This window comes from Lentzea sp. NPDC058436 (assembly GCF_042721515.1).
GTDB lineage: Bacteria > Actinomycetota > Actinomycetes > Mycobacteriales > Pseudonocardiaceae > Lentzea.
Genome location: NZ_JBHXLF010000004.1, coordinates 106,206 through 127,961, shown reverse-complemented (window position 1 = coordinate 127,961; position 21,756 = coordinate 106,206). Strand labels below are relative to the sequence as shown.

The window sequence follows — 21,756 nt, the reverse complement described above, 5'->3', positions numbered from 1 at the left end:
CAAGTGGACGATACTGGGATTGAACCAGTGACCCCTACCGTGTCAAGGTAGTGCTCTCCCGCTGAGCTAATCATCCGTGGTCGTACGGATGACATCTTAGCGGACGGTCCAACGGAACACCGAACCCAGGGGTCAGGTTCCGAACTTCACCCAGTTCACGCTCACGTACGGCGAAGGCTGCCCGCTCGTGAAGGTGATGTACACGTCGTGCGTGCCGGAGATGTTCGAGATGTTCGCGGGGATCGTTCTCCACGCGTCCCAGCCTCCGGTGTTGCCGACCGCGATCGAACCGACGGGCGTGGCCGTGCGCGAGCCGAGCCGCACCTCGATCAGGCCGCTCACCCCGCCGCCCGCTCCCGAGGCGACCCGTGCGTAGAACTGCCGGGCAGGGCCGGTGCCGAAGTTCACGCCGGAGAACTTCAGGTACCCGCCGTTCGCGATCTGGTTCACGCCGGAACCGCCGTCACCCGATCCCACGGACCCGCCGGAGCGCTCTGAGGCGTTCTCCGCCTGCAGGTCGCTGTACGCGGAACCCCCACCGCCGGGGTTCGACGTCGTGGTCGTGGTCGTCGGGGGAGTGGTGGTCCCGCCACCAGTCGAGTAGACGGCCACGTAGTCCACGACCATGGAGTGGCCGGACTGGGTGGCCGCGACAGGGGTCGGCTGGTTGTTGTTCAGCGCGTTCGGGAACGCGCCGCCCATCGCGAGGTTGAGCAGGATGAAGTGGCCCGCGTGCGACGTCATCGCGTTCCACACGTTCACGCCGACACGTGCCTGCGTGACCTGGTGGAACGACTGGCCGTCGACGAACCAGGTGAACGTCTTCGCGGCGTCGTCCCACTCGAAGCGGTACGTGTGGAAGGCGCTCTGGCAGGACGAGCCGGGGCACGCCCGCGAGTTGCCGATGCCGGTGAACTCGCCGCAGGCGCCGCCGGGTGCGACGTCGCAGTGCAGGACGCCCCAGACGGAGTTGATGCCGTTGACGTTCTCCATGATGTCGAACTCGCCGATGCCCGGCCAGTTCCAGTAGTTGCCGCGGTACGGCGAACCCAGGGTCCAGAACGCGGGCCAGTAGCCCAGGGCGGCCTCGCCGCTGACGTTCGGCATCTGGATGCGGCCCTCGATGGCGAGCTTGCCGCCGGCCGGGGGCTTGAAGTTGGAGCGCTGGGTCTCGATGCGGCCCGACGTCCAGTTGCCCGCGCCGTCCTTCAGCGCGGTGATGCGCAGGTTGCCGTTGCCGTCGAGCTTCAGGTTGCTGGTGCTGTTCGTGTAGTTCTGGATCTCGCCGGTGCCCCAGTTGGCGGGGCCGCCGGGATAGCCGTGGCCGGTGTCGACGATCCAGTTGGCGCTCGACGGCAGCGATCCGTTCGAACCGTTGAAGTCGTCACCCCACACCTGCGTCCAACCCGTTGCAGGGGGTGGGATGGCAGCGTTGGCGGACATGGCGGCGATCGCCAGGGGTACCGCGGCGATGAGCGCTGTCGTGGCCGCGAGCACGCGGCGGCGTTGCTTCATGCGCGAGTGACCTCCTTGTCACGGGTGCAGTCCATTTATGAGAGCGCTCTCACGGTGCAAGAACAAGCGCCCGTTCGGACGAACGCCGCCGAACGGCACTGTCTCGTTTGGACTTACTTCGCGTCGGCGTAGCAGGTCACGGGCACGGCGTTCATCGGGAAGCGCACCGATGTCTCACCGAACAGCAGGCGTGTCGCCTCGCGCCCCGCGACGGCGATCGCCTCGATCACCGCGTCGGCGTCGGAGCGCGGGCAGTGCACGAGCACCTCGTCGTGCTGGAAGAACACCAGCTGCGCCTCGGTGGGCAGACGGCCCCGCAGCACGGCCAGCAACGCCGCCGTCCAGTCCGCCGCGCTGCCCTGCACGACGAAGTTGCGGGTGAACCGCCCCCAGTTCCGCGCGGCCTGCCGCGACGAGCTCGACACGTTGCCCGAGTCGTCCGCGCCGCCGGTCAGCTCCTGCCAGGCCGCCGACGGCGTGGGGGAGGTGCGGCCCAGCCTCGTGCGCACCATCCGGCCCTGCTCACCGGCCTGCGCGGCGGCCTCCACGTACCCGACGGCGATCGGGAACCGCCTGCGCAGCACGGCGAGCAACGGCCCGGCCTCACCCGAGGTGCCGCCGTACATCGCCGACAACATCGCGATCTTCGCGCGCGGCCGTTCCCCCTTGAACGAGTCCGCCGCCAGCGCCGCGTAGAGGTCCTCGTCCCCGCACACCTCGATCAACCGCGCGTCCCCGGACAACGCGGCGAGAATCCGCGGTTCGAGCTGGGAGGCGTCCGCGGCCACGAGACACCAGCCGTCGTCCGCGATCACGGCCTGCCGCATCAACCGGGGGATCTGCAACGCCGCACCGCCGCGCGACGCCCACCGTCCCGTGACCACGCCGCCGACGACGTAGTCGGGCCGGAACCGCCCGTCGGACACCCAGGCGTCGAGCCACGTCCAGCCGTGCGCCACCCACAGCCGTGCGCGCTCCTTGTAGTCCAGAAGTGGTGCCACGGCAGGATGATCGACCGTCTTCAGCACCCACCGCCGCGCCGAAGGCACCTCGATGCCCGCCCGTGCGAACGCCCGCACGATGCTCGCCGGCGCGTCCGGGTTGATCTCCCTGCCGTCGAACGCCTCCTGGATCTGCTCCGCCAGCGCCTGCAACAACTTCGGCCGCTGACCGGCAGCCGGACGGGGCCCGAGCACCTCCTCCAGCAACCGGTTGTGCACGTCCGCGCGCCACGGCAGCCCGTGGAACGTCATCTCCGCGGCCACCAGCGCCGACGCCGACTCGGCCGCGATCAGCAGCCCGATCGCCGGATTCCGTTGCTGGGCCTGGAAGACCAGCGACACCGCGACCAGAGGATCCGTGTCGTCCGGCAGCGTCACCGGTTCCGGGCCGAACAACGTCAGCGCGTCGTCCTTCCTGGGCGGTCCGACGTCGGGCGGTGCGGGCAGCCCCAGCACCCGCGCCAGCGCCCCGGCCAGCTCCTTCGGCTCCCGGTGCCGGCCCTCGACGCCGAGCAGCAACGTCTCGGTCAGGTGCAGGTCCCAGCACCGCTCGACCCGCACCCCCGCCGCGAGCAGCACCGGGTAGACCTCGGACGTGTCGGACCACACCCAGCGCGGCCGATGGGCGCGCTCCAGCGACGCGACGGCGGAGGGCAGCGACGAAGCCGTCATCACGGGACCGGACGGGGTCCCGTCGTCGTGCAGCTTCTGCCACCGCCCGGCACCGTCGGCGTCGACGACCAGAGCGACCAGCACACCCGCGATTCTGCCCGCGAGGTCTGACAATTTCAGTTCAGGCTGAAAACCACGTAGCTGTTGGAGGTTCCCCAAGCCAGTAGACGTTGGGGTGAAGGAAAAACGGGAAATGGCCACGATGGTGTGGTCTTGCTACCCCTGACCTGACCCGCGACCGACTATGAAGTGGTGGACCGAGCACTCAGCGTCGCCGCTTTGCTGGATCCCACCCATCAGGTGGTCCCCTTTCACGGCAGAGAATCCGAGCTGCACACGCTCGCGCTCTGGCGCGACAGCCCGACGCCCCAGGCGTCCCTGCTGCTGCACGCTCCGGCGGGCGCGGGCAAGACCAGGCTGCTCCAGCACTTCCAGGACGAGCACTGGGACGACGCCGAGCACGGCAGGCTGCTGGTGGTGGACGACGCCGACCGCCTCCCGTGGCAGGACGTCTTCCTGAGGCTGCAGGACACGCTCCGCCACGGCCCGGCGCGCACGCGGGTGCTGCTGGCGGCCAGGACCACGGGCTGGTGGTGGTCCTCCACCCGTCAGCGCATCGCCGACTTCGACCACGAGGTCACCGCCGTCGAACTGGCGCCGACGCTCGACGACAGGGCGGAGTCGTTCACCCTCGCCTGCCAGCACTTCGCCAAGCACCTCACCGTCACCGCCCCGGACGAGCCACCGCCCAACATCGCCCAGGAGACCGTCCTCGACCTGCACATGGCGGCGCTGACCGTGGTGCACGGCGACCCCTGCGACGTGAACCGCACCCAGCTCGTCCGGCAGCTCCTCAAGCGCGACGACGGGCGCAAGACCGGCCGCATCGCCGAGGACTACCTCGCCGCCGCGACCCCCGGCACCCCGGACCCGGACCTCCTCGCCCGCGCCGCCCAGCGCTGGCCGACCCTGCTGCCCAGGCTCGACGAGCTGATCACGGCCACCCCTGAGGTCGTGCGCGACATGGCCCGCGACAGCCTGCGCATCGCCGCCGAGATCGGGTCCGCCGCCACCCTGGAGGCGATCGCGCGCCAGATCTTCCGCGACGAGCGGTTCGCCACCGACGCCATCCCGTCGATCCTCACCCGCCGCCTGATCGACCGCGCCGACGACGTCCTCGACCGCGCCGAGATGTACGGGATGCTCAGCGCCCGCACGATGCTCTGCGGCCTGCGCCAGGAGTCCGTCGAGGCGTCGCAGGCCGAGGTCGGCTGCTACCGCGAACTGGTCGAGCAGGACCGCGAGAACCGGCCGCTGCTCGCCGACGCGCTGGGAGACCTCGGGCTCAGGCTGATCAACGCGCAGCGCAACGACGAGGTGCTCGCCGTCTCCGAGGAGGCGATCGACCTCTGGCGCGAGATCGCGGAGGACGACCCGGAGACCGTCCCGCAGCTCGCCTCCGCCCTGGAGCAGATCAGCTACCGCTACCAGGCGCTCGGCCGCGACGAGGACGCGATGACCGCCATCAGCCGCGCCACCCTGCTCTTCCAGGAGCTCGCGAAGAACCACCCGGCGCTCTTCCGCGCGGACTTCGCCAGGGTCGCCGCCGCGATGGCCCGCCGCTTCCACGTCGAGGGCAACCGGCAGCACGCCGCCGACTCGATGCAGCTCGCCATCGCGAACTGGCGGGTGCTCGCCCAGGAGGACCCGCGCTTCGAGCCGGAGCTCGCGCGCAACCTGGTCGCCGCCGGCACCATGCTCACCGACCTGGGCAGGGCCGAGGCCGCGAGCGAGACGCTGAAGGAGGCCGTCGACCTCTTCCGCCGCCTCGCCGTCGTCAACCCCGCCACCTTCGGCCCCGAGCTCGCCGAGGCGCTGACGCACCGCAGCAAGGCGTTGGTGGAGCTGGCCGACGACGTCGACGCCGCGCTCACCGCCCGCGAGGCCGTGATGCTCTGGCGCGAGACGGGAGACCTGAAGGGACTGGGTGCCGCCCTGCTCAACGTCGCCCAGGTCGTCGGCGACGTCGGCGCGGCCGAGGAAGCCGTTGAGGTGTACCGGGAACTGGTGGGCAGGGACCTGGTCTGGAACCAGGCCGGGCTGGTGATCGCGCTCGCGATCCTCGTACGGCAGCAGCTCCTGCACGGCCAGGACGGCGACGCGCTGCAGACCGCCGACGAGTGCCTCGACCTCTGCCACCGGCTGCCGTCGCAGCTCGTCGAGTTCTTCGGCGCGAAACTGGTGCCACCGCTGCAGAACACGGCTCGCGCACTGTCCGATTCGGACCACCACGTCCGCGCGCTGGGCATGTCCGGGTTCACGGTCGGCGTCTGCGAGGCGATCAGGCCCAACACGGCGCCCACCGTCTACCTCGACGCCCTGCAACGGCACGTGTGTCGGCTCCGTGCCGCGGAACGCAAGGAGGAGGCGCGCAACACCGCGCACACGGCCGTCTTGCTGTGGCACCTGGCCGGGATCGACCTCGACCGCAACGCCGACTACGCCGACGCGGTGGTGATCTACGGCCGGCTGTGCGCGGAGACGAGGTACGAGACGGAGAAAGCACTCCGGCTCACCCACCGCGCGGTCGAGGTCTTCCGCGCTGCGGGTGAGCCGGTGAAGGCGCAGTTCGCCCTGGAGACGGCCGAGGAGCTCAGCTCCTGGTGAGCAGCGACCGGGCGAAGAACGCGACGTTGGCCGGACGCTCGGCGAGACGGCGCATGAAGTAGCCGTACCACTCGTCGCCGTACGGCAGGTACACGCGCATGCGGTTGCCCTCACCGGCGATGCGCTTCTGCTCCTCGGGCCGGATGCCGTACAGCATCTGGAACTCGTAGGTGTCCTTGGAACGCGCGGACGCCAGGTCGGCGGCGATCGCGATCAGGCGCGGGTCGTGCGAGGCCACCATCGGGTAGCCCTGGCCCTCCATCAGGACCTTCAGACACCGCACGTACGACAGGTCGACGTCGTGCTTGTCCTGGTACGCAACAGAAGCGGGCTCCTGGTACGCGCCCTTGCACAGCCGCACGCGCGAACCGGAGTGCGCCAGGTCGCGGCAGTCCTGCTCGGTCCGGTGCAGGTACGCCTGCAGCACCGCGCCCACCCACGGGAAGTCCACCCGCAGCTCGCGCAGGATGCCCAGCGTGGAGTCCGTGGTGGTGTGGTCCTCCATGTCCAGCGTCACGGTCGTGCCGACGACAGCGGCGGCGGCACAGATGCGACGGGCGTTCTCCAGCGCGATCTTCTCGCCGTCCACGGCCAGCGACTGACCGACGGCCGACAGCTTCACCGACACCTCGGCGCCCTCGGTCAGCCCGTGAGACTCCAGCCGCGACAACAACGTCAGGTACGCCTCGACGGTGTCGTTCGCCTGCGACTCCTCGAACGTGTCCTCACCGAGGTGGTCGAGGGTCACCAGACGGCCGTCACCGAGCACCTCGGCGGTCGCCCGGATCGCGGACGACACGTCGGCACCGGCGATGAACCGGTCGACGACGGGCCGGGTCAGCGGCGTCGACTCGACGAGCTTGCGGGCGCTCGCGTTGCGGGCCGCGAAGAGGAGGCTGGAGCGCAACATGGTTCACGTCCTCGGGGTGTGAGAGGTGAGGGGAACGTCGAAGTGCTTGTGGCTCAACGACGTTCCCCTCACTTCAGGAGGGCTTGGGTATCAGCCCTGGTGCGGGTGGAGGTGGGAGGTGGGGGCCGCGAAGGTCTCCTTGATGGAGCGCGGGCTGACCCAGCGGAGCAGGTTGTGGACCGACCCCGCCTTGTCGTTCGTGCCGGACGCGCGGCCGCCGCCGAACGGCTGCTGGCCCACGACGGCACCGGTGGGCTTGTCGTTGACGTAGAAGTTGCCGGCGGCGAACCGCAGTTCCTCCTGCGCGTGCGCCACGGCGGCGCGGTCACGCGAGATGATCGAGCCGGTCAGGCCGTACGGCGCCGCGCTCTCCATCTGCTTCAACACGGTCAGGTAGTCGGCGTCCTCGAAGACGTGGATCGCGAGCACCGGGCCGAAGAACTCGGTGGTGAACACGGAGTTCGAGGGGTCGGAGCCGACGAGCACGGTCGGCCGGACGAAGAAGCCGTCCGAGTCGTCCGCGGTGCCACCGGCGGCGATCTCCAGCGAGGAGTCGGCGCGAGCGGCCTGCAGCACGCCCGACAGCTTGTCGAACGAGCGGCGGTCGATCACCGCGCCACCGAAGTTCGAGAAGTCGGTGACGTCGCCGTAGGTCAGGGCGTCGACCTCGGCCAGGAACTGGTCCTTGATCTTGTTCCACACCGAGCGCGGCACGTAGGCGCGCGACGCGGCGGAGCACTTCTGGCCCTGGTACTCGAAGGCACCGCGGATCAGGGCGACGCGCAGCACGTCCGGGTCGGCCGACGGGTGCGCGAGGATGAAGTCCTTGCCACCGGTCTCGCCGACGATGCGCGGGTACGAGCGGTAGTTCGCGATGTTCGACCCGACCTGCGCCCACAGCTTCTGGAACGTCGCGGTGGAGCCGGTGAAGTGGATGCCAGCGAGGTCGGGGGAGGACAGCGCCACCTCGGACACCGCGAGACCGTCACCGGGCAGCAGGTTGATGACGCCGGGCGGCATGCCCGCCTCTTCCAGCAGCCGCATGGTGAGGTGCGCGGCGAACGACTGGGTGGGCGACGGCTTCCACAGCACCACGTTGCCCATCAGCGCGGGCGCGGTCGGCAGGTTGCCGGCGATGGCGGTGAAGTTGAACGGCGTGATGGCGTAGACGAAACCTTCGAGCGGACGGTGGTCCGTGCGGTTCCACACACCGGGGGAGGAGATCGGCTGCTCGGCCAGCAGGTTGCGGGCGAACTGCACGTTGAAGCGCCAGAAGTCGATCAGCTCGCACGCCGAGTCGATCTCCGCCTGGATCGCGGTCTTCGACTGGCCGAGCATCGTCGCGGCGTTCAGCGTCTGGCGCCACGGGCCGGCCAGCAGGTCGGCGGCGCGCAGGATGATCGCCGCGCGGTCGTCGAACGACAGCGCGCGCCACGCAGGAGCGGCCTCGCGGGCCGCGCGCAGGGCGTCGGTCGTGTCCTGCTGGGTCGCGCCGGCCAGCGTGCCGAGGACCGAGCGGTGGTTGTGCGGCTGGACGACGTCGAAACGCTCCCCGCCACCCATGCGCTGCTCGCCACCGATGGTCAGCGTCAGGTCGAGGGGCTCCTTCTGGAGCTCGACCAGCTTGGCCTGCAGTTCGGCGCGCTCCGGGGTACCGGGGGCGTACTGCAGGACCGGCTCGTTGACCGGGGCGGGAACCTGGGTGACCGCGTCCACTCGCAACTCCTTCAGGGCTTGTTCGGTACGCAAACCGTAAGTCCGCGCGACCTGGCCTCGGTTGTCCGAACCGCCAAGATTCACCAGGTCAGATGTACGATCGAACAGTGTCGAGTCTCCGCCACGTTCTCATCGCGCTCGGCGATCCGCTCGTCGAACTGCAGGTTGCCCCGCAGGGCCTGGAGGTAGACGTGCGCGATGTGGTGATCATGGATCCGGACGACCCGCCGGACGTGGCTCAGGGCGATCTCGCCCTGCTCATCGGGGCACGGGGCCGGGCCGCGTTGCCGCTGATCAGGGCTGCCGGACGGGCGAAGGCCGCAGCCGTCGCGGTGAAGGAGTCGTCACCGGCGCTCGACCAGGCCGCCACGGACGCGGGCGTCGCGTTGCTGGAGGTCAGGCCCGAGGTCCGCTGGGGGCACCTGGAGTCGCTGGCCAAGGGCGTGCTGACCACGACCACCGACGACGGCGAGGTCCTCGGCGACCTGTTCGCGCTCGCGCAAACGATTGCCACCCTGACCGGCGGGATCGTCAGCATCGAGGACACCGCGAGCCGCGTGCTGGCCTACTCCCGCTCGTCCGACGAGGTCGACGAGCTGCGCCGGCTCTCGATCCTCGGCCGCCAGGGCCCCGAGCCGTACCTGAAGATGCTGCGCGAGTGGGGTGTCTACAACCTCCTGCGCTCCGGCGAGGAGGTCGTCCGCATCGACGAACGCCCCGAGCTGGGCATCCGCCGCCGCATCGCCGTCGGCATCCACGCGGGCCAGCAGCCGCTCGGCACGATCTGGGTGCAGGAGGGCGACCAGCCGCTGACAGAGCAGGCCGAACGAGCCCTGCTCGGCGCCGCCCGCGTCACCGCCCCGCACCTCATCCAGCAGCGCAACCAGCCCACGTCGAGGTTCCGCGAGAACCTCCTCGCGGCGTTGCTGACCGGCCGCATGGACGCCGCCACCGTCGCGGGCCAGATCGGCGCCGACCCGAAGAAGCCCGCCGCCGTCGTGGTGTTCGCGGTGCGCAGCGCCGAGGGCGACCGCAGCGAGCACGAGCTCCGGCGTGCCGAGATGACCGGCCTGATCTCCGTGCACGCGGCGGCGTACCGGCGCAGCGCGCTGGTCAGCGAGTCCGGTGGCCGCACGTACGTCCTGCTCCCGGACCTCGCGCCGAACGCCCAGCTCCTGAGCCTGACGAGAGAAATCGTCACCACCGCACGCCGTCACCTGCACACGGCTGTCCAGGCGGCGGTCGGCTCGACGGTGTCCACACTGGACGACGCGCAGATCTCCCGGCAGGAGGCCGAACGCGTGCTGGACGCCATGGCCCGCGACCTCGACGCCGAGGTGGCCACGCTCGCCGACGTCCGCTCGCAGGTGCTCGTGAGCGAGATCCTGGCTCTGCTCCAGGACAATCCGAGGATCCGCGATCCCAGGATCGACGCGCTCGACCCGGAGCTCGCGAAGTCGCTGTTGGCCTACCTCGACGCGTTGGGCGACGTGCGCGCGGCGGCGGACCGGCTGCACGTACACCCGAACACGTTGAGGTACCGCCTCAAGCGGATCGACCTCGACCTCGACGACCCGCTCGTCCGGTTGATCGCCCAGCTTCAGCTCAGGATGCGGTAGAGCAGCGCCCGTTCCGCGATCGTCCACGTCGTGGTCGTGAGCAGGTACAACCCGGCGGCGAGCGGCAGGTAGGCCGCCACCAGGATCGTCCCGAACGGCAGCACCTTGATCAGCCCGGTCATGAACCCCGGCTGAGGCGTGGTGGTCATCCGCGACTGCTGCCACTTCACGGTCAGGTAGGCGACCGCGGCGAGCAGCCCGAACAGCACGAAGAACACCCACGCGAAGCCGGTCGTGAAGTGCGAGCCGAGCGAGACGCCGAACAACGTGCCGTCCAGCAACGGGTTCGGCGTCGTGACCACCTGGTAGATGACCATGAAGAACGGGATGGTCGCGAGCATCGGCAGCATGCCGGCGAACATCGAGACACCGTTCTTCTTGTACACCTTCTGCGACTCCTCGGAGAACCGCATCAGGTCCTTGCCGTACTTCTTCTGCAGCTTCTGGATCTCCGGCGCGAGCTTGGCCTTGGCCTTCTCGCCGCGCACGGCCGCGCGGTAGAAGGGGTGCAGCGCGAGCCGCACTACGATCGTGAACAGAACGATGGCGAGCGCGGGCATGCCGAAGCTCGCCAGGGCGGCGCCCAGGTCAGCGAACAAGGGAGGTTTCTCCGTCTTGAGTTGGGAAGGGACGTGTCAGAACGTCCGGCATCCCGGTGCTCGGGGACGGGCCCTGCCTGCGGCGTCGGGGTTTCGCAGGCGCAGCTGTGCCGTGCGCTGGGCTCGTTCGCGGATCGAGAGCGACCGCGCCGGCGCCACCGACAGCGGCACCAGCGCGACGACCACGATCAACGCGAGGGCGAGCGCGGTCACGGCCGCGACGACCTCGGTCGGAGACGAGAACAGCGTGAAGGCGTAGAGGGCGGGCAGGAAGACCGCGAGCACGAGCATCGCCCGCTGCCTGGTCTCCGGTCGCCACATGCCTTGCAGACTACCTGTGCTTGACGGGGATCGGTGCGGTCTGCAGAACAACGTTCGCCTCGTCATAGAGCTTCACGTCCTTCGGCTTGCCCAGGCTCGGCCACCAGGCCACGACCCGGCCGTTGCCGATGGTCGCGGTCACCTCCAGCCCGTCCTCGGTGCGGATGACCACCTTGCCGACCGCGCGACTCACCCGGCCGGTCAGGACGGTCATGGCGTTGCGGCTGCCCCCGTCGTGGATGCCCACCGACGGGAGGAAGTCGGCGAACAGCCTGTCGCCGAGCGGCTCCTGGCCCTGGAGGTTCCCGCTCCCGTTCATGCCGACGCCTTTCGGCGTCCACAGGCACAGCATCTCGGACTGCGGGCCGACGTACTGCACCATCGTCATGTCCCCGCGCTGGTCGACGACGGCCACGTCGCGGGGCGCCGGCCAGTCCGGCCCGTTCGTCCCGCGCTGCGCGTCGTGCCGGTCCAGCGTCTTCGCGCAGTCCGCGAACACGGGTGCCAGGTCACCGGGCGCCCTCGGTTCCGCGGTCCACGCCGCGGAGGCGTCCTGGTTCGTCGGGGTCCACAGCACCAGCGTCACGGAGACGGCGGCCACGAGCGCCGTCGCGGGCACCGCGAAGCGCCACCAGCGGCGGGACGGCTTCGAGTCGATCTCGTTCAGCAGCGCGTGCTTGCGGGCCTGCAGGCGCGTCGGGTCCATCTGCGGGACGTCGGGGGTGATGTTCACAGTGCCTCCTCACGGTGTCCGATGAAGGACAACGCGCCACGCACGGTGCGTTGCGCACGAGCGAGCCGGGACTTCACCGTGCCGACCGGGATGCCGAGCACCTGGGCGATCTGCGCCTGCGACAGGTCCGACCAGGCGGACATCTCCAGCACCTCCCGGTCCCCGGCGGGCAGCTTCTCCAGCTCCGCGATCACCGCCCGTGTCCTCGCCTCCGCGTCCACGCGCCGTGCGACGTCATCGGCGTGGTCGTCGTCCGAACCGTGCGGCGGAACCTTGCCAAGTGCGGCCTTGTACCGCGTGCGGGCACGGTGGTGGTTGCGGGTGGCACCAAGGGCGACGGTGTACAGCCACGGCAGCAGGGACCCCTCGACCGTCACGGACGTGCGTTTGCGCCAGGTCTCCATGAACACCACCGACACCAGGTCCTCGGCGACCGCCCACGTACCGGTGCGGCGCAGGCAGTAGGCGAACACGGCTTGGGCGTGGCGTTCGAACAGCTGCCCGAACGCCTCGCTCACCCCGGCCCGGACCTGTCCCCAGAGTTCTTCGTCGGTCACGGACCCTCCTCTCTGCCCCGTCCATGTCCGCAGAGGGAGGTTCGGTTCACGACTCGACCAGGCCCGGCCGTCCGGGGTGGTCGTAGCGCACGAAGAGGTCGGCCGCCGGGTCGTAGTCGTCGAACGCCGGCAGCGTCCACTCCTCTTCCGTCTTGCGCTTCAAAGCGGCGGGGGAGAGCCAGAGGTGGACCGTGAGCTCGGCCGGCAGCCAGCGGTCGAGCATGAGCGTGCCGTCGACGAGCACGACGCCGTTCTCGGGCAGGTCGACGTACTCGGCGCGGCTGGCCCGGTCGGTGGCCGCGTTCCACAGCGACGGCAGCACCCTGCCGTCCAGCGCGGGGTCGAGCACCTCGCGTTGCAGGCCCTTGTAGTCGAACCAGTCGTGCCGGTACGAGTACGAGTCGGTGCGGCCGTGTTCCAGCCGCACCGACGCGGGACGCAGGAAGTCCTCAAGGGACACTCGCTGCACCGCCCGTCCCAAGGAGCGCAACGGTTCCACGACGGCGTCCGCGAGCCTGCCGGGCTCGGCGGCGGGTGCGCCGTCGATCAGCACGCGCACCCGCCCGCCCGACTTCGACACCTGGTCGACGATCTCGGCGACGAGCGTGTCGAACGTGAGTGGCCTGACCTTCACGGCTGCCAGTCCGCCCAGGCCGTGTCCCACCAGGTCTCGCCGGACGCCAGCATCTTCTCGATCTTCGCGGCCTCTGCCCTGATCGACTCGGCTTCTGCGGCCGAGTACTTGCCGGACGCGACCTGCTCCTCGAACTCGTCGAGGTCGCGCTGCTGCCACGAACCGTCCGGCGCGACCGTGTAGTCCAGGGCGTGGTCGAGGGTCTCGAACCCGTCCCCGACGCGGCGGTAGGGCGCCTGGAGGTTCAGGTAGTAGTTGCCGAACGTCCGTTCGTCGCCCTTCCAGAACAGGTCGACGGAGTAGGCGTCCTGAGGGCGGTGCAGCATGAGCTTGCCGTGGCCGCGCCAGAAGCCGCGGTCGGGCTTGTCCCACGGGTGCGGGTGGTGGTGGTCGGGATACGTGAGTCTGGTGCCCGGTTCCACGAACACCGCGAGCAGCCCCGGCTCGTCGACGACCACCCTGGTCGGCATCTCCGACCACACCTTGCCGTGCAGCACCTCGCGCCGCACCACGACCTCACCCGGCGCGAACAACCTCATGCGTGGAACTTACGTGATCACGCTCGGCCGCGTCCTCGGCCATCATCTTCCGCTTGAGCGGCGGCACGGCGTTGGTCACGCGCAGGAACGTCCGCGAGAACGCCGCCACGACCCGTCCGATCACGGGCTTGTGGACGAGACTGCCGCCGTCCATCATCTCGCGTGACGCCTCCACGGCCGCGAAGCCGTACTCGATCATCTCCTGCTCGTACTCGGAGATCGCCTGCACGACGTCCTTGCCCACGGCGGCCTCGGTGAGCTTGCGGGACAACAGCTCCGCGTCCCGCAGCGCCGTGTTCGCGCCGATGCCGCGGCCGGGTGTCATGAGGTGCACCGAGTCGCCGATCATCGTGACGTTGCTCGGCTGCCACGGCTTGAGCCGCTCGGACGTGCGGACCCTGATCTGGAACACGGTCTCCGGTGTGGCCAGCGCGAAGAGCCTGCGCAGGTCCGGGTGGAACCTCGGGGTCAGGTTGAGCACGACCTGCTTGAGCTCGGCCTGGCTCATGCCGTTCATGTCCGGGAACTTGTCGTGCGAGGCCGCGTAGCCCCACATGATGTAGTCGTCCTCGACACCGGTGCCGTCGAAGCGCATCACATGGATGATCACGAACTCGCCGTTCGGACCGAACAGCAGCGTGATGCCGCCGTCGGCCAGGGGCGGGAGCAGCTTCGCGTTCTCCTCGGTCAGCGGCAGCTTGCCCGCGACCGACGTGATGCCGGTGTCGATCACCCTCGCGTGCGGCAGGTACTGCCGGCGCACCTTCGACTGCGCGCCGTCCGCGCCCACCAGCACGTCACCGGTCTCGGCCGTGCCGTCGTCGAAGAACGCGGTGACCGTGCCGTCGTCGTTCTGCCGGAAGTGCGTGAACGTCCTGTCGAACCGCACGACGTCGTCGAGGCCGCCGAGCAGGGCCGTGCGCATCGCGATCCGGCTGACCGACTTCTCGCTGCGGCTGTCCTCGCGGTCCGTCGGGATGTCGCCGACCAGCAGTTCCCCGTACTTCTCGGTGCGCATGACGATCTTCCGCGGCGGCCGGGCGGTGGTGCGGACGAACTCGGCGAACACCTCCGGCGGCAGGCAGCTGTGCAGCGCCTTGCTGCCGTCCGGGCTGATCCCGACGCGGTAGCCGATCAGCATGCTGCGCGGTGTGCGGTCGCGTTCGAAGACCGCGACGTCGACACCGGCCTTCTTCAGACCGTGCGCCAGGCACAACCCGCCGGTCCCCGCTCCGATGATGAGTACGCGCATGACAACCCCCTCCACTAAGTATCTTAGTGAGGAAGATATTCAGTTGTTGAGAGTCTTGTCAATCGTCCTGACCGAGCCTCCGGAGGCGCGCGGTGGCGAGCGCGAGCCGGACGTCGTCCGGCGCCAGCAGCTTGACCAGCTGTTCCAGGGCCTCGACGTCGTGTTCGCCCGAGTCGGTCTGCGTGAACGTCCACAGCGCGTTGCCGTCGCCGCGTTGCAGGAGCGCCTTGCGCACGCTGGTCGCCAGGTCGTCCCGTTCGGCCAGCACCACGGGCGCCTCGGAGCGGCGCAGCAGCGAGCCCCGGTACCTGCTCGCCGCCAGCGGCAGGTCGGCGGCCTTGAGCGCGGCCCTGACCGCGAGGAAGTCGGCCTCGACGTCCGCGGTGAGCCGGTACGGCCTGGTCGCGAGCACGTCCGGACCCAGCTGGGCGCGCAGCCGGTGCAGCTCGGAGCGCACGGTCGTCGGGTTGCCGCGTTCGCCGTAGAGGCGCAGCGCGAGCTGGTCGGCGGTGAGCCTGCCCTGCAACGTCAGCGCGCACAGGATCTCCGCGTGCCGCAACGAGATGGGCACCTCGCGGCCGTCCAGCACGACCTTCGGCTCCGGGAGCAGGAACGACAGCGACAGCACGCTGCGCCGCACGAGCCGCTGCCGGGGGATGCGCAGCAGGTAGCCGTCGGAGAGCGGTTCCAGCACCGCCTCGCGGCCGTCCGGCAGCTCGACGCGGTCCGCGGACACGTCGACCCGCGAGGACAGCAGCCCGTACGGCTCGACGGCGACGACCCTGCCCGTCTGGCTCAGCAACGCGCCGGGCTCACCGCGCAACGCGATCAGGTGCCGCATGTTGCGCGACCGCAGCTCCTCGTCCTGCGCGTGCATCCGCGTGAGCATGTCCAGCTCGGCGAGGCGGGCCGACGCCGACACCAGCGCCACCATCGAGGGATGGACGGTCTCGATCGGGCCACTGAGGTCGACGACCCCGATCGTGGTGCCCGTGTCGGGGTCGCGGATCGGGCTCGCCGCGCAGGTCCAGTGGTGGTAGGTCCGCACGAGGTGCTCGGCCGAGTGGACCGTGACGGGGGAGTTCAGCGCCAGCGCGGTGCCCATCCCGTTCGTCCCCGCCGCGTCCTCCGACCAGAGCGTTCCCTCCGCCAGGCCGACGTCCTCGGCGTGGCCGCGGGTGCCCTTGGAGCCCTCGCACCACAGGATGTGGCCCTGGGCGTCCGCGACGATCATGATGTGCCCTGCCTCCTCCGCGAAGCCCAGCAGCGTCTCGCGCAGCAACGGCAGCATCGGGTGCAGCGGGTGCCGCTCGCGCAGGTCGGAGAGCTCGTCGGCGGCGAAGACGGTCGGCGCCGTGTGCAGGTCGGGGTCGACGTTGGCGGCGAGTGACCGCTGCCACGACGCGGAAATCACTGAGCGTGGCAAATCAACCGTGCGAGTACCACTCAACACGGCATCTCTGACTCGACTCAGCAACAGTGCGTGTTGCCCGGGTTCGTGGGCCACTGATCCATCCACGGCTTGCAACGAGCATGCAACGTTCTGCTGCCTACTTTCTCATTTTGCCCACTCCGTGCGTGCGGTGGGCCGGTCTCTGGCAGGGAGTCGAGAATGACGCAGTACGCGGCACCGGGGCAGCCCGGGAGCGTGGTCGCGTACCGGGCGAGGTACGACCACTTCATCGGCGGCGACCACGTGGCGCCCGTGAGCGGCGAGTACGTCGAGAACGTCACGCCGGTCACCGGTGAGGTGTTCACCGAGGTCGCCCGCGGCACCGACGCCGACCGGGCCCGTGCGCTGCACGCGGCCAGTGGCGCCGCGCTCGCGTGGGGCAACACCACGCCCCGAGAGCGCGCCACCGTGCTGTGCGAGGTCGCCGACCGCATCGAGGAGCACGCGACCGAGCTCGCCGTCGCCGAGACGTGGGACAACGGCAAGCCGGTCCGCGAGGCCCTGGTCGCCGACGTGCCCATGGTGATCGAGCTGTTCCGCCAGTTCGCCGCCGTCGTCCGCGCCGAGAACGGCGAGGTCGAACAGCTCGGCCGCGCCACCTGCGAGTACCGCTCGCACCAGCCGCTCGGCGTGGTGCACGAGCGCCTCTCCTGGACGTTCCCGCTGCTCAACGCCTGCCGAGTGCTCGCGCCGGCGTTGGCCGCCGGCAACGCCGTGGTGCTGGAGCCCGCCCTGCAGACGCCGGCCTCGATCCACGTCCTGATGAACGTGATCACCGACCTGCTGCCGCCCGGCGTCGTCAACGTCGTCACCGGCTCCGACGACCACCCCGTCGTCGTCGGCCGCTGCCCGAACATCTTCTTCGCCGACGTCACCGCGCGACGCGACAGCTTCCTGGACAAGGCCCTGGAGGGGTTCGCGATGTTCGCGGCCAACCAGGGCGAGATCGCCACGGCCCCGTCGCGCGCGTTGATCCAGACGGCCATCTACGAGGAGTTCCTGCACCTCGCGACCGTGCGCGCGCAGGCGTTGCGCGTCGGTGACCCGCTCGACACGGACACCATGGTCGGCGCGGTCGTGAGCCTGGCGCAGCGCGACCGTGTTCTCGCGTACGTGGAACGCGGCAAGGCCGAGGGCGCGCGCCTCGTGACCGGTGGCGAGGCCTCAGGCCACTACGTCCAGCCGACGATCTTCGAGGGCGACCACCGCTCGGCCGTGTTCGCCGACGACGTCCTCGGCCCCGTCGTGTCGGTGACGAGGTTCGACGACCGCGACGACGCGCTGAAGATCGCCAACGAGGCCACGGCCCAGCTCGGCGCCGGCATCTGGTCCCGCGACCTCGCGCTGGCGCACAACGTCGGCCACGACCTGCGCGCCGAACGCGTGTGGGTCAACAACTACTACGCGTACCCGGCGAACACCGCCGTGCTCGCCGACTACCGCCGCGTGAAGCACCTCGTGGTCAGCTACTCCGACCGCGGGCAGGGCTATTTCTAGTCCTTCCAGGGCACCTGCGGGCTCGCGTAGAAGTTGATGCCCTGGACCCTCCAGCGCGGGGCCTGGGCGCCGAGCCTCGGGGCGAACTTGTCCCAGTCGTGGACGGCCGCCGGTGCCCAGCCGAGCTCCGCGGTCACCGGAAGCCTGGGGAACGCCAGGTGCTCGACGTCGGCGGACGTGCTGACGGTCTCCGTCCACAGTGGAGCTTCGACGCCGAGGACGTCCTCCTCGGTGACGCCTTCGAGGTACGCGCCGGGGTTCCAGCCGTAGGAGTCCTTCACCTCGACGAGGCCCGCCCACTTGAGGCCGAGCTCGGTGTCCTCGTCGTACTTCATGTCGAGGTAGACGCGGTTCCCCGGCGACATGATGACCTTGTGGCCGCGCTTCACCGCCGCCGCCACGTTGTCGTCCTTCGTGGTGGTGGCCCAGAACTGCGGGATCGCCTCGGGGTTCTCGCTGGTCTTGACGAACTCGTGCCAGCCCACGGTCGTCTTGCCGTACTTCTCCACCAGGGGCAGCACGCGGCTCATGAACGTCGCGTAGTCCTCGTCGGACGTCGTGAGGGCCTCGTCGCCGCCGATGTGGAGGTACGGGCCGGGGGTGATCGCGGCGATCTCGCGGATCACGTCCTCGACGAACCGGTACGTCGTGTCGTCGTGGATCGCCAGTGAGCTGAAGCCCACCTCGATACCGCTGTAGGCAGGGCGCTTCTCGCCGTCCTCGTTCAGCTCCGCGTAGCTCGCCTGGGCCGCGTTGGTGTGGCCGGGCATGTCGAACTCCGGGATCACCGTGATGCCCCTGGACGCGGCGTGCGCGACCAGGTCCCGGTACTCGTCCTGGGTGTAGAAGAGCCTGCCCGTGCGGCCGCCGATCTCCGTGCCGCCGCCGGTGTTCGTGAGCTCCGGCCAGCTCTTGATCTCCAGGCGCCAGCCCTGGTCGTCGGTGAGGTGGAGGTGGAAGTGGTTGATCTTGAACGCGGCCACCTGGTCGATGTAGCGCTTGACCTGGTCCGGCGTGAAGAAGTGCCGGGCGACGTCCAGCATCGCGCCGCGGTGGTGGTACCGGGGGTGGTCCAGGACGCTCGCTCCCGGGATCTGCCACGGAACCTGTTGTGCCGTACCGGCTTCCACCTCGGGCGGGAGGAGCTGGCGCAGGGTCTGGACGCCGTTGAAGTGACCCGCCGCGGAGTTGGCCCGGATCACCACGCGGCTCTCGGTCACGTCTAGCTGGTAACCCTCCCGGCCGGTCTCCGGGTCCGCGCCGTCCGTCAGGACGATGCCGTCGTCCGAGCCGGAGTCCTCGATCGGCAGCGCGAAGCCCGTGGAGGGGCGCAGGATCGAGGCCAGCAGTTCGGCCGGCGCGACGGCGTCCGGGGTCGTCGCCCGGATCGTCGTGGACGGGGTCAGGGTGAACGTGACGTCCGGCCTGGGCTCCACCCCGACCGGGTGGGGGAGCAACTCCTGCAGGCGGTTCGTCGTGGCTGCGTCAGCTGTCTCGGTCACCAGCACTCCTGATCCGGCGATCACCACCGCTGCTGGTGGCGGCGTTCGATCACCGTTTCAGGGGCCGGGTTTCGGTGTCAAGGTTCAGACCAATTTTTCGCTGTGCGTCAGAGGTGTTCCTTGCTCAGCTTCTGCCACAGGGCGGGGAGTGCCGCCTCGGTCGTGTGCGCCAGCTCCACCTCCTTGCCGTACAGCAGGCCGAACGTGAAGCCGTTCTCGTCACCCCTGCCCAGCTCCAGCAGCACCGGCCGTGCGACGACCGAGTCCTGGTGGTCGCCCAGCAACGTCTGGACGTCCTTGGCGCGCTTGCGCAGGGCCTTCGCGTGCTTGCCCAGGGCTGGCTCCGCCACCTCGGCCGAGTAGCGGAGGCGCTTGGCGGCCTTGCGGGCCTCGTGCAGGGGTTCGTCGCTGTCGTTCACGGCCAGCGCGGCCTCCACGCGGACGTCCAGGCGGTGGCGGGCCTTCTCCACCAGCCCGGGCAGGACGTCCTTCGCCTTGCCCGCAGCCTTGGAGGTGAACGGAGGCGCGGCGAGCAGCGTGTCGATCGAGTTCAGCAGGGTGAAGTAGCGCTCGCTGTCCAGGGCGGCGACGGAGTCCTTGTGCGCCTTGGCTTCCAGCGGTGCGAAGTACCGCGTCATGCGGGCGGCCACGTCACCCAGCGCCAGTTCCGGCGGGAGGGCGTGGAGACCGTCCTCGAACCGCATGCGGAGGACTTCCAGGTCGCGCGAGGTGCCCAGGACCGAGGCGAGCCACTTCAGCTCGTCGGTGAGCGCTCGGGTCTCCTCGCGGTCGATGATCTTGCCGTAGGCCTGCAGCGCCGAACGCATGCGGCGGGTGGCCACGCGCATCTGGTGCACGGCGTCGTCCTCGTTGCGGCGGACCCTGGGGTCCTCGTTCTGGAGCGCGGCCCGCTGCTCGTAGAGGTACGCGAGGACCACGTCGCCGGCCGTCGGCTTCTTGCCGAGGGAGGGGCCCACGTCCCGCTTCACGCCGATGACCTGGGAGAGCTTCGACTTCGACGACGACGGGACGATGCCCGCGTCGCCCAGGTGGCGTTCCACGGTGTCGAGGAGCTTGCGGTCGCCGCCCTCGCCCAGCTCCACCTCGATCTCGCGCCACGAGGTGGTCGTGGTGGAGGAGCCCATGGTCTGGGCGGTCACCACGTCGTCGACGACCTCGGCGAGCATGTCGCCCTTGCCGTTGGAGAGCTGCCAGCGGCGGCGGTTCGTGCGGATCTCCGCCACAGGGGCGAGGGTCTGGCCGCGGGTGTGGGCGCGCACCAACGAGGAGAGGTCCTTCGGGGGCTTCTTCACCGTGCGGCCCAGGGGAACGCGGAGTTCCTGGCGGGAGTCCTCACCTGCCGGGAGCTTGAGGTGCCAGCCCTCGTCCGAGCCGCCCGTCCGCCTGCGCAGCGTCACGCCGGCGCGTGCCAGCCGGTAGTCGTCGGTGTCGAAGTACGTGGCTTCGAGGTCGAACTCCTCCGGGCCGGTCGCCACGCCGGTGATCTCGGTGAGGTCCGGCAGACTCGCGTCCGATGGTGCCTCGTACTTGCGTTCGGTCTCAGTAACGGAGGTCGCCATTTTCTATTCATACCTCGTTTTGTCCGGGTTGACCCAGTGTCGTGACGGTGCGTGAGGGTGTGTCCACGGGCGGGCGGAACCACGCCTCTAATGCGTGTAATGGCCGGGTACCCGCTTTTCCGGGTCCTCGGTGTCCGGTTCGCTGGTCGCGTGCCCACGGAGAAGGAACGGCTCGACGTGGTCGAGCCGCAGATCGCCACCCTGATCAGCCACGTCGGTCAGCTCTCTGCCGAGCTCGAACGCGTCACGGCCCGGCTGACAGTGCTGGAGCGGCGCCTCTCCGGTGCCGGTGACGGGCCGCTCGTGGACCTCGACGCGGTCGCCGCCGACATCGAGCCGCTGGTCGAGGCGCTGCGCAAGGGGTGGGACGCCGAGCAGGAGATCCTCTCCGGCCCCGCGCGCGTCGAGCTCAGGCAGGAGGTGCTCGAGTTCGACGGGCTCAAGGCCCGCCGCGACGACGCTCGGTCCAAGTTGGACGGTGGGCGGGTGCCGCGGTTCGAGCGGGACGCGCTGTCGCACGAGGTGCGGCAGATGGAGTGGCTGATCAACGCGAACGAGGCCAGTGCCGTGCGGGCTGCCGAACGGCTGGAGGCCGACGAGGACGCCACGGGCGAGGAGTGGCGCACCGAGGCCGTGCTCGCGGGCGACAAGGCCCGCGGCGAGATCAAGGACGCGGCCGAGCGGCGCATCTCCGACGCGCTCGGCCAGTACGCGCGCATGCCCGTGTGGTTCCGCGTCGGCCTCGGCGAGATCCCCACGCCGGACCCGTCGTTCTGGCTGGAGTCGGCGATCGCCGTGCTCGCGTACCGGCTGGAGTACGGGGTGACGGACGCGGTCTCGCCGCTCGGCACGCCGCCGTCCGCGTCGTCGGGCAGCCAGAACTGGGTGCGCCGCACGAACGTGCACGCCGACATCACCGACCGCCTCACGACGTTGGCCGCGACCTTCCACCTGCAGTAGCCTGTTCTGCAACCGACGGGTTGCAGGAG

General features: G+C 69.9%; 18 protein-coding genes and 1 tRNA gene. 4 read left to right on the top strand and 15 right to left on the bottom strand.

Annotated features, from left to right (window positions below):
* Window positions 1-4 precede the first annotated feature (4 nt).
* From ACFWN2_RS19155 to ACFWN2_RS19145, 3 genes are all read right to left on the bottom strand, one after another.
* Window positions 5-76 (bottom strand) — tRNA-Val (locus tag ACFWN2_RS19155).
* A 56-nt stretch (window positions 77-132) separates the two neighbouring features.
* Entirely contained in the window at window positions 133-1,515 is a 1,383-nt protein-coding gene (locus tag ACFWN2_RS19150; protein ID WP_382428928.1) for a carbohydrate-binding protein, read from the bottom strand.
* Between the two features lie 113 nt (window positions 1,516-1,628).
* Window positions 1,629-3,272 carry a bifunctional 3'-5' exonuclease/DNA polymerase gene (locus tag ACFWN2_RS19145; RefSeq protein ID WP_382428926.1) on the bottom strand — a complete coding sequence of 548 codons (1,644 nt, stop codon included), beginning with the start codon at window positions 3,270-3,272 and terminating at the stop codon, window positions 1,629-1,631.
* A 168-nt stretch (window positions 3,273-3,440) separates the two neighbouring features.
* Here ACFWN2_RS19145 and ACFWN2_RS19140 point away from each other — a divergent pair, with 168 nt between their 5' ends.
* Window positions 3,441-5,855: a hypothetical protein gene (locus tag ACFWN2_RS19140; RefSeq protein ID WP_382428924.1), complete on the top strand. Its 2,415-nt coding sequence runs from the start codon at window positions 3,441-3,443 to the stop codon at window positions 5,853-5,855.
* Here the strand turns inward: ACFWN2_RS19140 and ACFWN2_RS19135 are convergent.
* Together ACFWN2_RS19135 and pruA are read right to left on the bottom strand one after the other, a co-directional pair.
* Window positions 5,842-6,765, bottom strand: a complete 924-nt coding sequence (locus ACFWN2_RS19135; RefSeq protein WP_382428922.1) for a proline dehydrogenase family protein — start codon at window positions 6,763-6,765, stop codon at window positions 5,842-5,844. The two genes, ACFWN2_RS19140 and ACFWN2_RS19135, sit on opposite strands and share 14 nt — an antisense overlap.
* A gap of 90 nt (window positions 6,766-6,855) precedes the next feature.
* Window positions 6,856-8,481 carry an L-glutamate gamma-semialdehyde dehydrogenase gene (gene pruA, locus ACFWN2_RS19130; protein ID WP_382428920.1) on the bottom strand — a complete coding sequence of 542 codons (1,626 nt, stop codon included), beginning with the start codon at window positions 8,479-8,481 and terminating at the stop codon, window positions 6,856-6,858.
* A 92-nt stretch (window positions 8,482-8,573) separates the two neighbouring features.
* On the opposite strand from pruA, the gene ACFWN2_RS19125 reads away from it, so the two are divergent.
* On the top strand, window positions 8,574-10,100 hold the full coding sequence (locus ACFWN2_RS19125) for a PucR family transcriptional regulator (protein ID WP_382428918.1): 1,527 nt from the start codon (window positions 8,574-8,576) through the stop codon (window positions 10,098-10,100).
* Here the strand turns inward: ACFWN2_RS19125 and ACFWN2_RS19120 are convergent.
* From ACFWN2_RS19120 to ACFWN2_RS19085, 8 genes are read right to left on the bottom strand one after another with little or no spacing between them, the layout of a single operon-like run.
* Window positions 10,082-10,699 (bottom strand): YidC/Oxa1 family membrane protein insertase, encoded by a 618-nt coding sequence (locus tag ACFWN2_RS19120; protein ID WP_382428916.1) that lies wholly within the window; start codon window positions 10,697-10,699, stop codon window positions 10,082-10,084. The two genes, ACFWN2_RS19125 and ACFWN2_RS19120, sit on opposite strands and share 19 nt — an antisense overlap.
* A gap of 36 nt (window positions 10,700-10,735) precedes the next feature.
* Window positions 10,736-11,020 carry a DUF6412 domain-containing protein gene (locus tag ACFWN2_RS19115; RefSeq protein WP_382428914.1) on the bottom strand — a complete coding sequence of 95 codons (285 nt, stop codon included), beginning with the start codon at window positions 11,018-11,020 and terminating at the stop codon, window positions 10,736-10,738.
* Between the two features lie 10 nt (window positions 11,021-11,030).
* On the bottom strand, window positions 11,031-11,753 hold the full coding sequence (locus ACFWN2_RS19110; protein ID WP_382428912.1) for a hypothetical protein: 723 nt from the start codon (window positions 11,751-11,753) through the stop codon (window positions 11,031-11,033).
* Complete coding sequence (locus tag ACFWN2_RS19105; RefSeq protein WP_382428910.1) at window positions 11,750-12,310, bottom strand: RNA polymerase sigma factor; 561 nt, start codon at window positions 12,308-12,310, stop codon at window positions 11,750-11,752. The genes ACFWN2_RS19110 and ACFWN2_RS19105 overlap by 4 nt, the downstream gene beginning before the upstream one ends.
* Before the next feature lie 46 nt (window positions 12,311-12,356).
* Entirely contained in the window at window positions 12,357-12,944 is a 588-nt protein-coding gene (locus ACFWN2_RS19100) for a uridine kinase (protein ID WP_382428908.1), read from the bottom strand.
* A complete protein-coding gene (locus ACFWN2_RS19095) occupies window positions 12,941-13,483 on the bottom strand; it encodes a DUF402 domain-containing protein (RefSeq protein ID WP_382428906.1) in 543 nt (180 codons plus the stop codon). Before ACFWN2_RS19095 ends, ACFWN2_RS19100 begins: the two co-directional genes overlap by 4 nt.
* Window positions 13,461-14,735 (bottom strand): FAD-dependent oxidoreductase, encoded by a 1,275-nt coding sequence (locus ACFWN2_RS19090; protein WP_382428904.1) that lies wholly within the window; start codon window positions 14,733-14,735, stop codon window positions 13,461-13,463. Before ACFWN2_RS19090 ends, ACFWN2_RS19095 begins: the two co-directional genes overlap by 23 nt.
* Window positions 14,736-14,793: 58 nt before the next feature.
* Window positions 14,794-16,149, bottom strand: coding sequence for a GAF domain-containing protein (locus ACFWN2_RS19085; protein ID WP_382428902.1), 1,356 nt, complete (start codon window positions 16,147-16,149; stop codon window positions 14,794-14,796).
* Between the two features lie 198 nt (window positions 16,150-16,347).
* Between ACFWN2_RS19085 and ACFWN2_RS19080 the strand changes: the two genes are divergently transcribed.
* Window positions 16,348-17,685, top strand: coding sequence for an aldehyde dehydrogenase family protein (locus ACFWN2_RS19080; protein WP_382428900.1), 1,338 nt, complete (start codon window positions 16,348-16,350; stop codon window positions 17,683-17,685).
* On the opposite strand, the gene ACFWN2_RS19075 is transcribed toward ACFWN2_RS19080, so the two are convergent.
* Both ACFWN2_RS19075 and ACFWN2_RS19070 read right to left on the bottom strand, forming a co-directional pair.
* Window positions 17,682-19,187, bottom strand: a complete 1,506-nt coding sequence (locus ACFWN2_RS19075) for a beta-N-acetylhexosaminidase (RefSeq protein ID WP_382428898.1) — start codon at window positions 19,185-19,187, stop codon at window positions 17,682-17,684. The two genes, ACFWN2_RS19080 and ACFWN2_RS19075, sit on opposite strands and share 4 nt — an antisense overlap.
* A 107-nt stretch (window positions 19,188-19,294) precedes the next feature.
* Window positions 19,295-20,767: a CHAD domain-containing protein gene (locus tag ACFWN2_RS19070; protein ID WP_382428896.1), complete on the bottom strand. Its 1,473-nt coding sequence runs from the start codon at window positions 20,765-20,767 to the stop codon at window positions 19,295-19,297.
* 150 nt (window positions 20,768-20,917) lie between these two features.
* Here ACFWN2_RS19070 and ACFWN2_RS19065 point away from each other — a divergent pair, with 150 nt between their 5' ends.
* The gene (locus ACFWN2_RS19065; RefSeq protein WP_382428894.1) at window positions 20,918-21,727 is read left to right on the top strand and encodes a hypothetical protein; all 810 of its coding nucleotides are present in this window, start codon (window positions 20,918-20,920) and stop codon (window positions 21,725-21,727) included.
* Window positions 21,728-21,756: the final 29 nt, after the last annotated feature.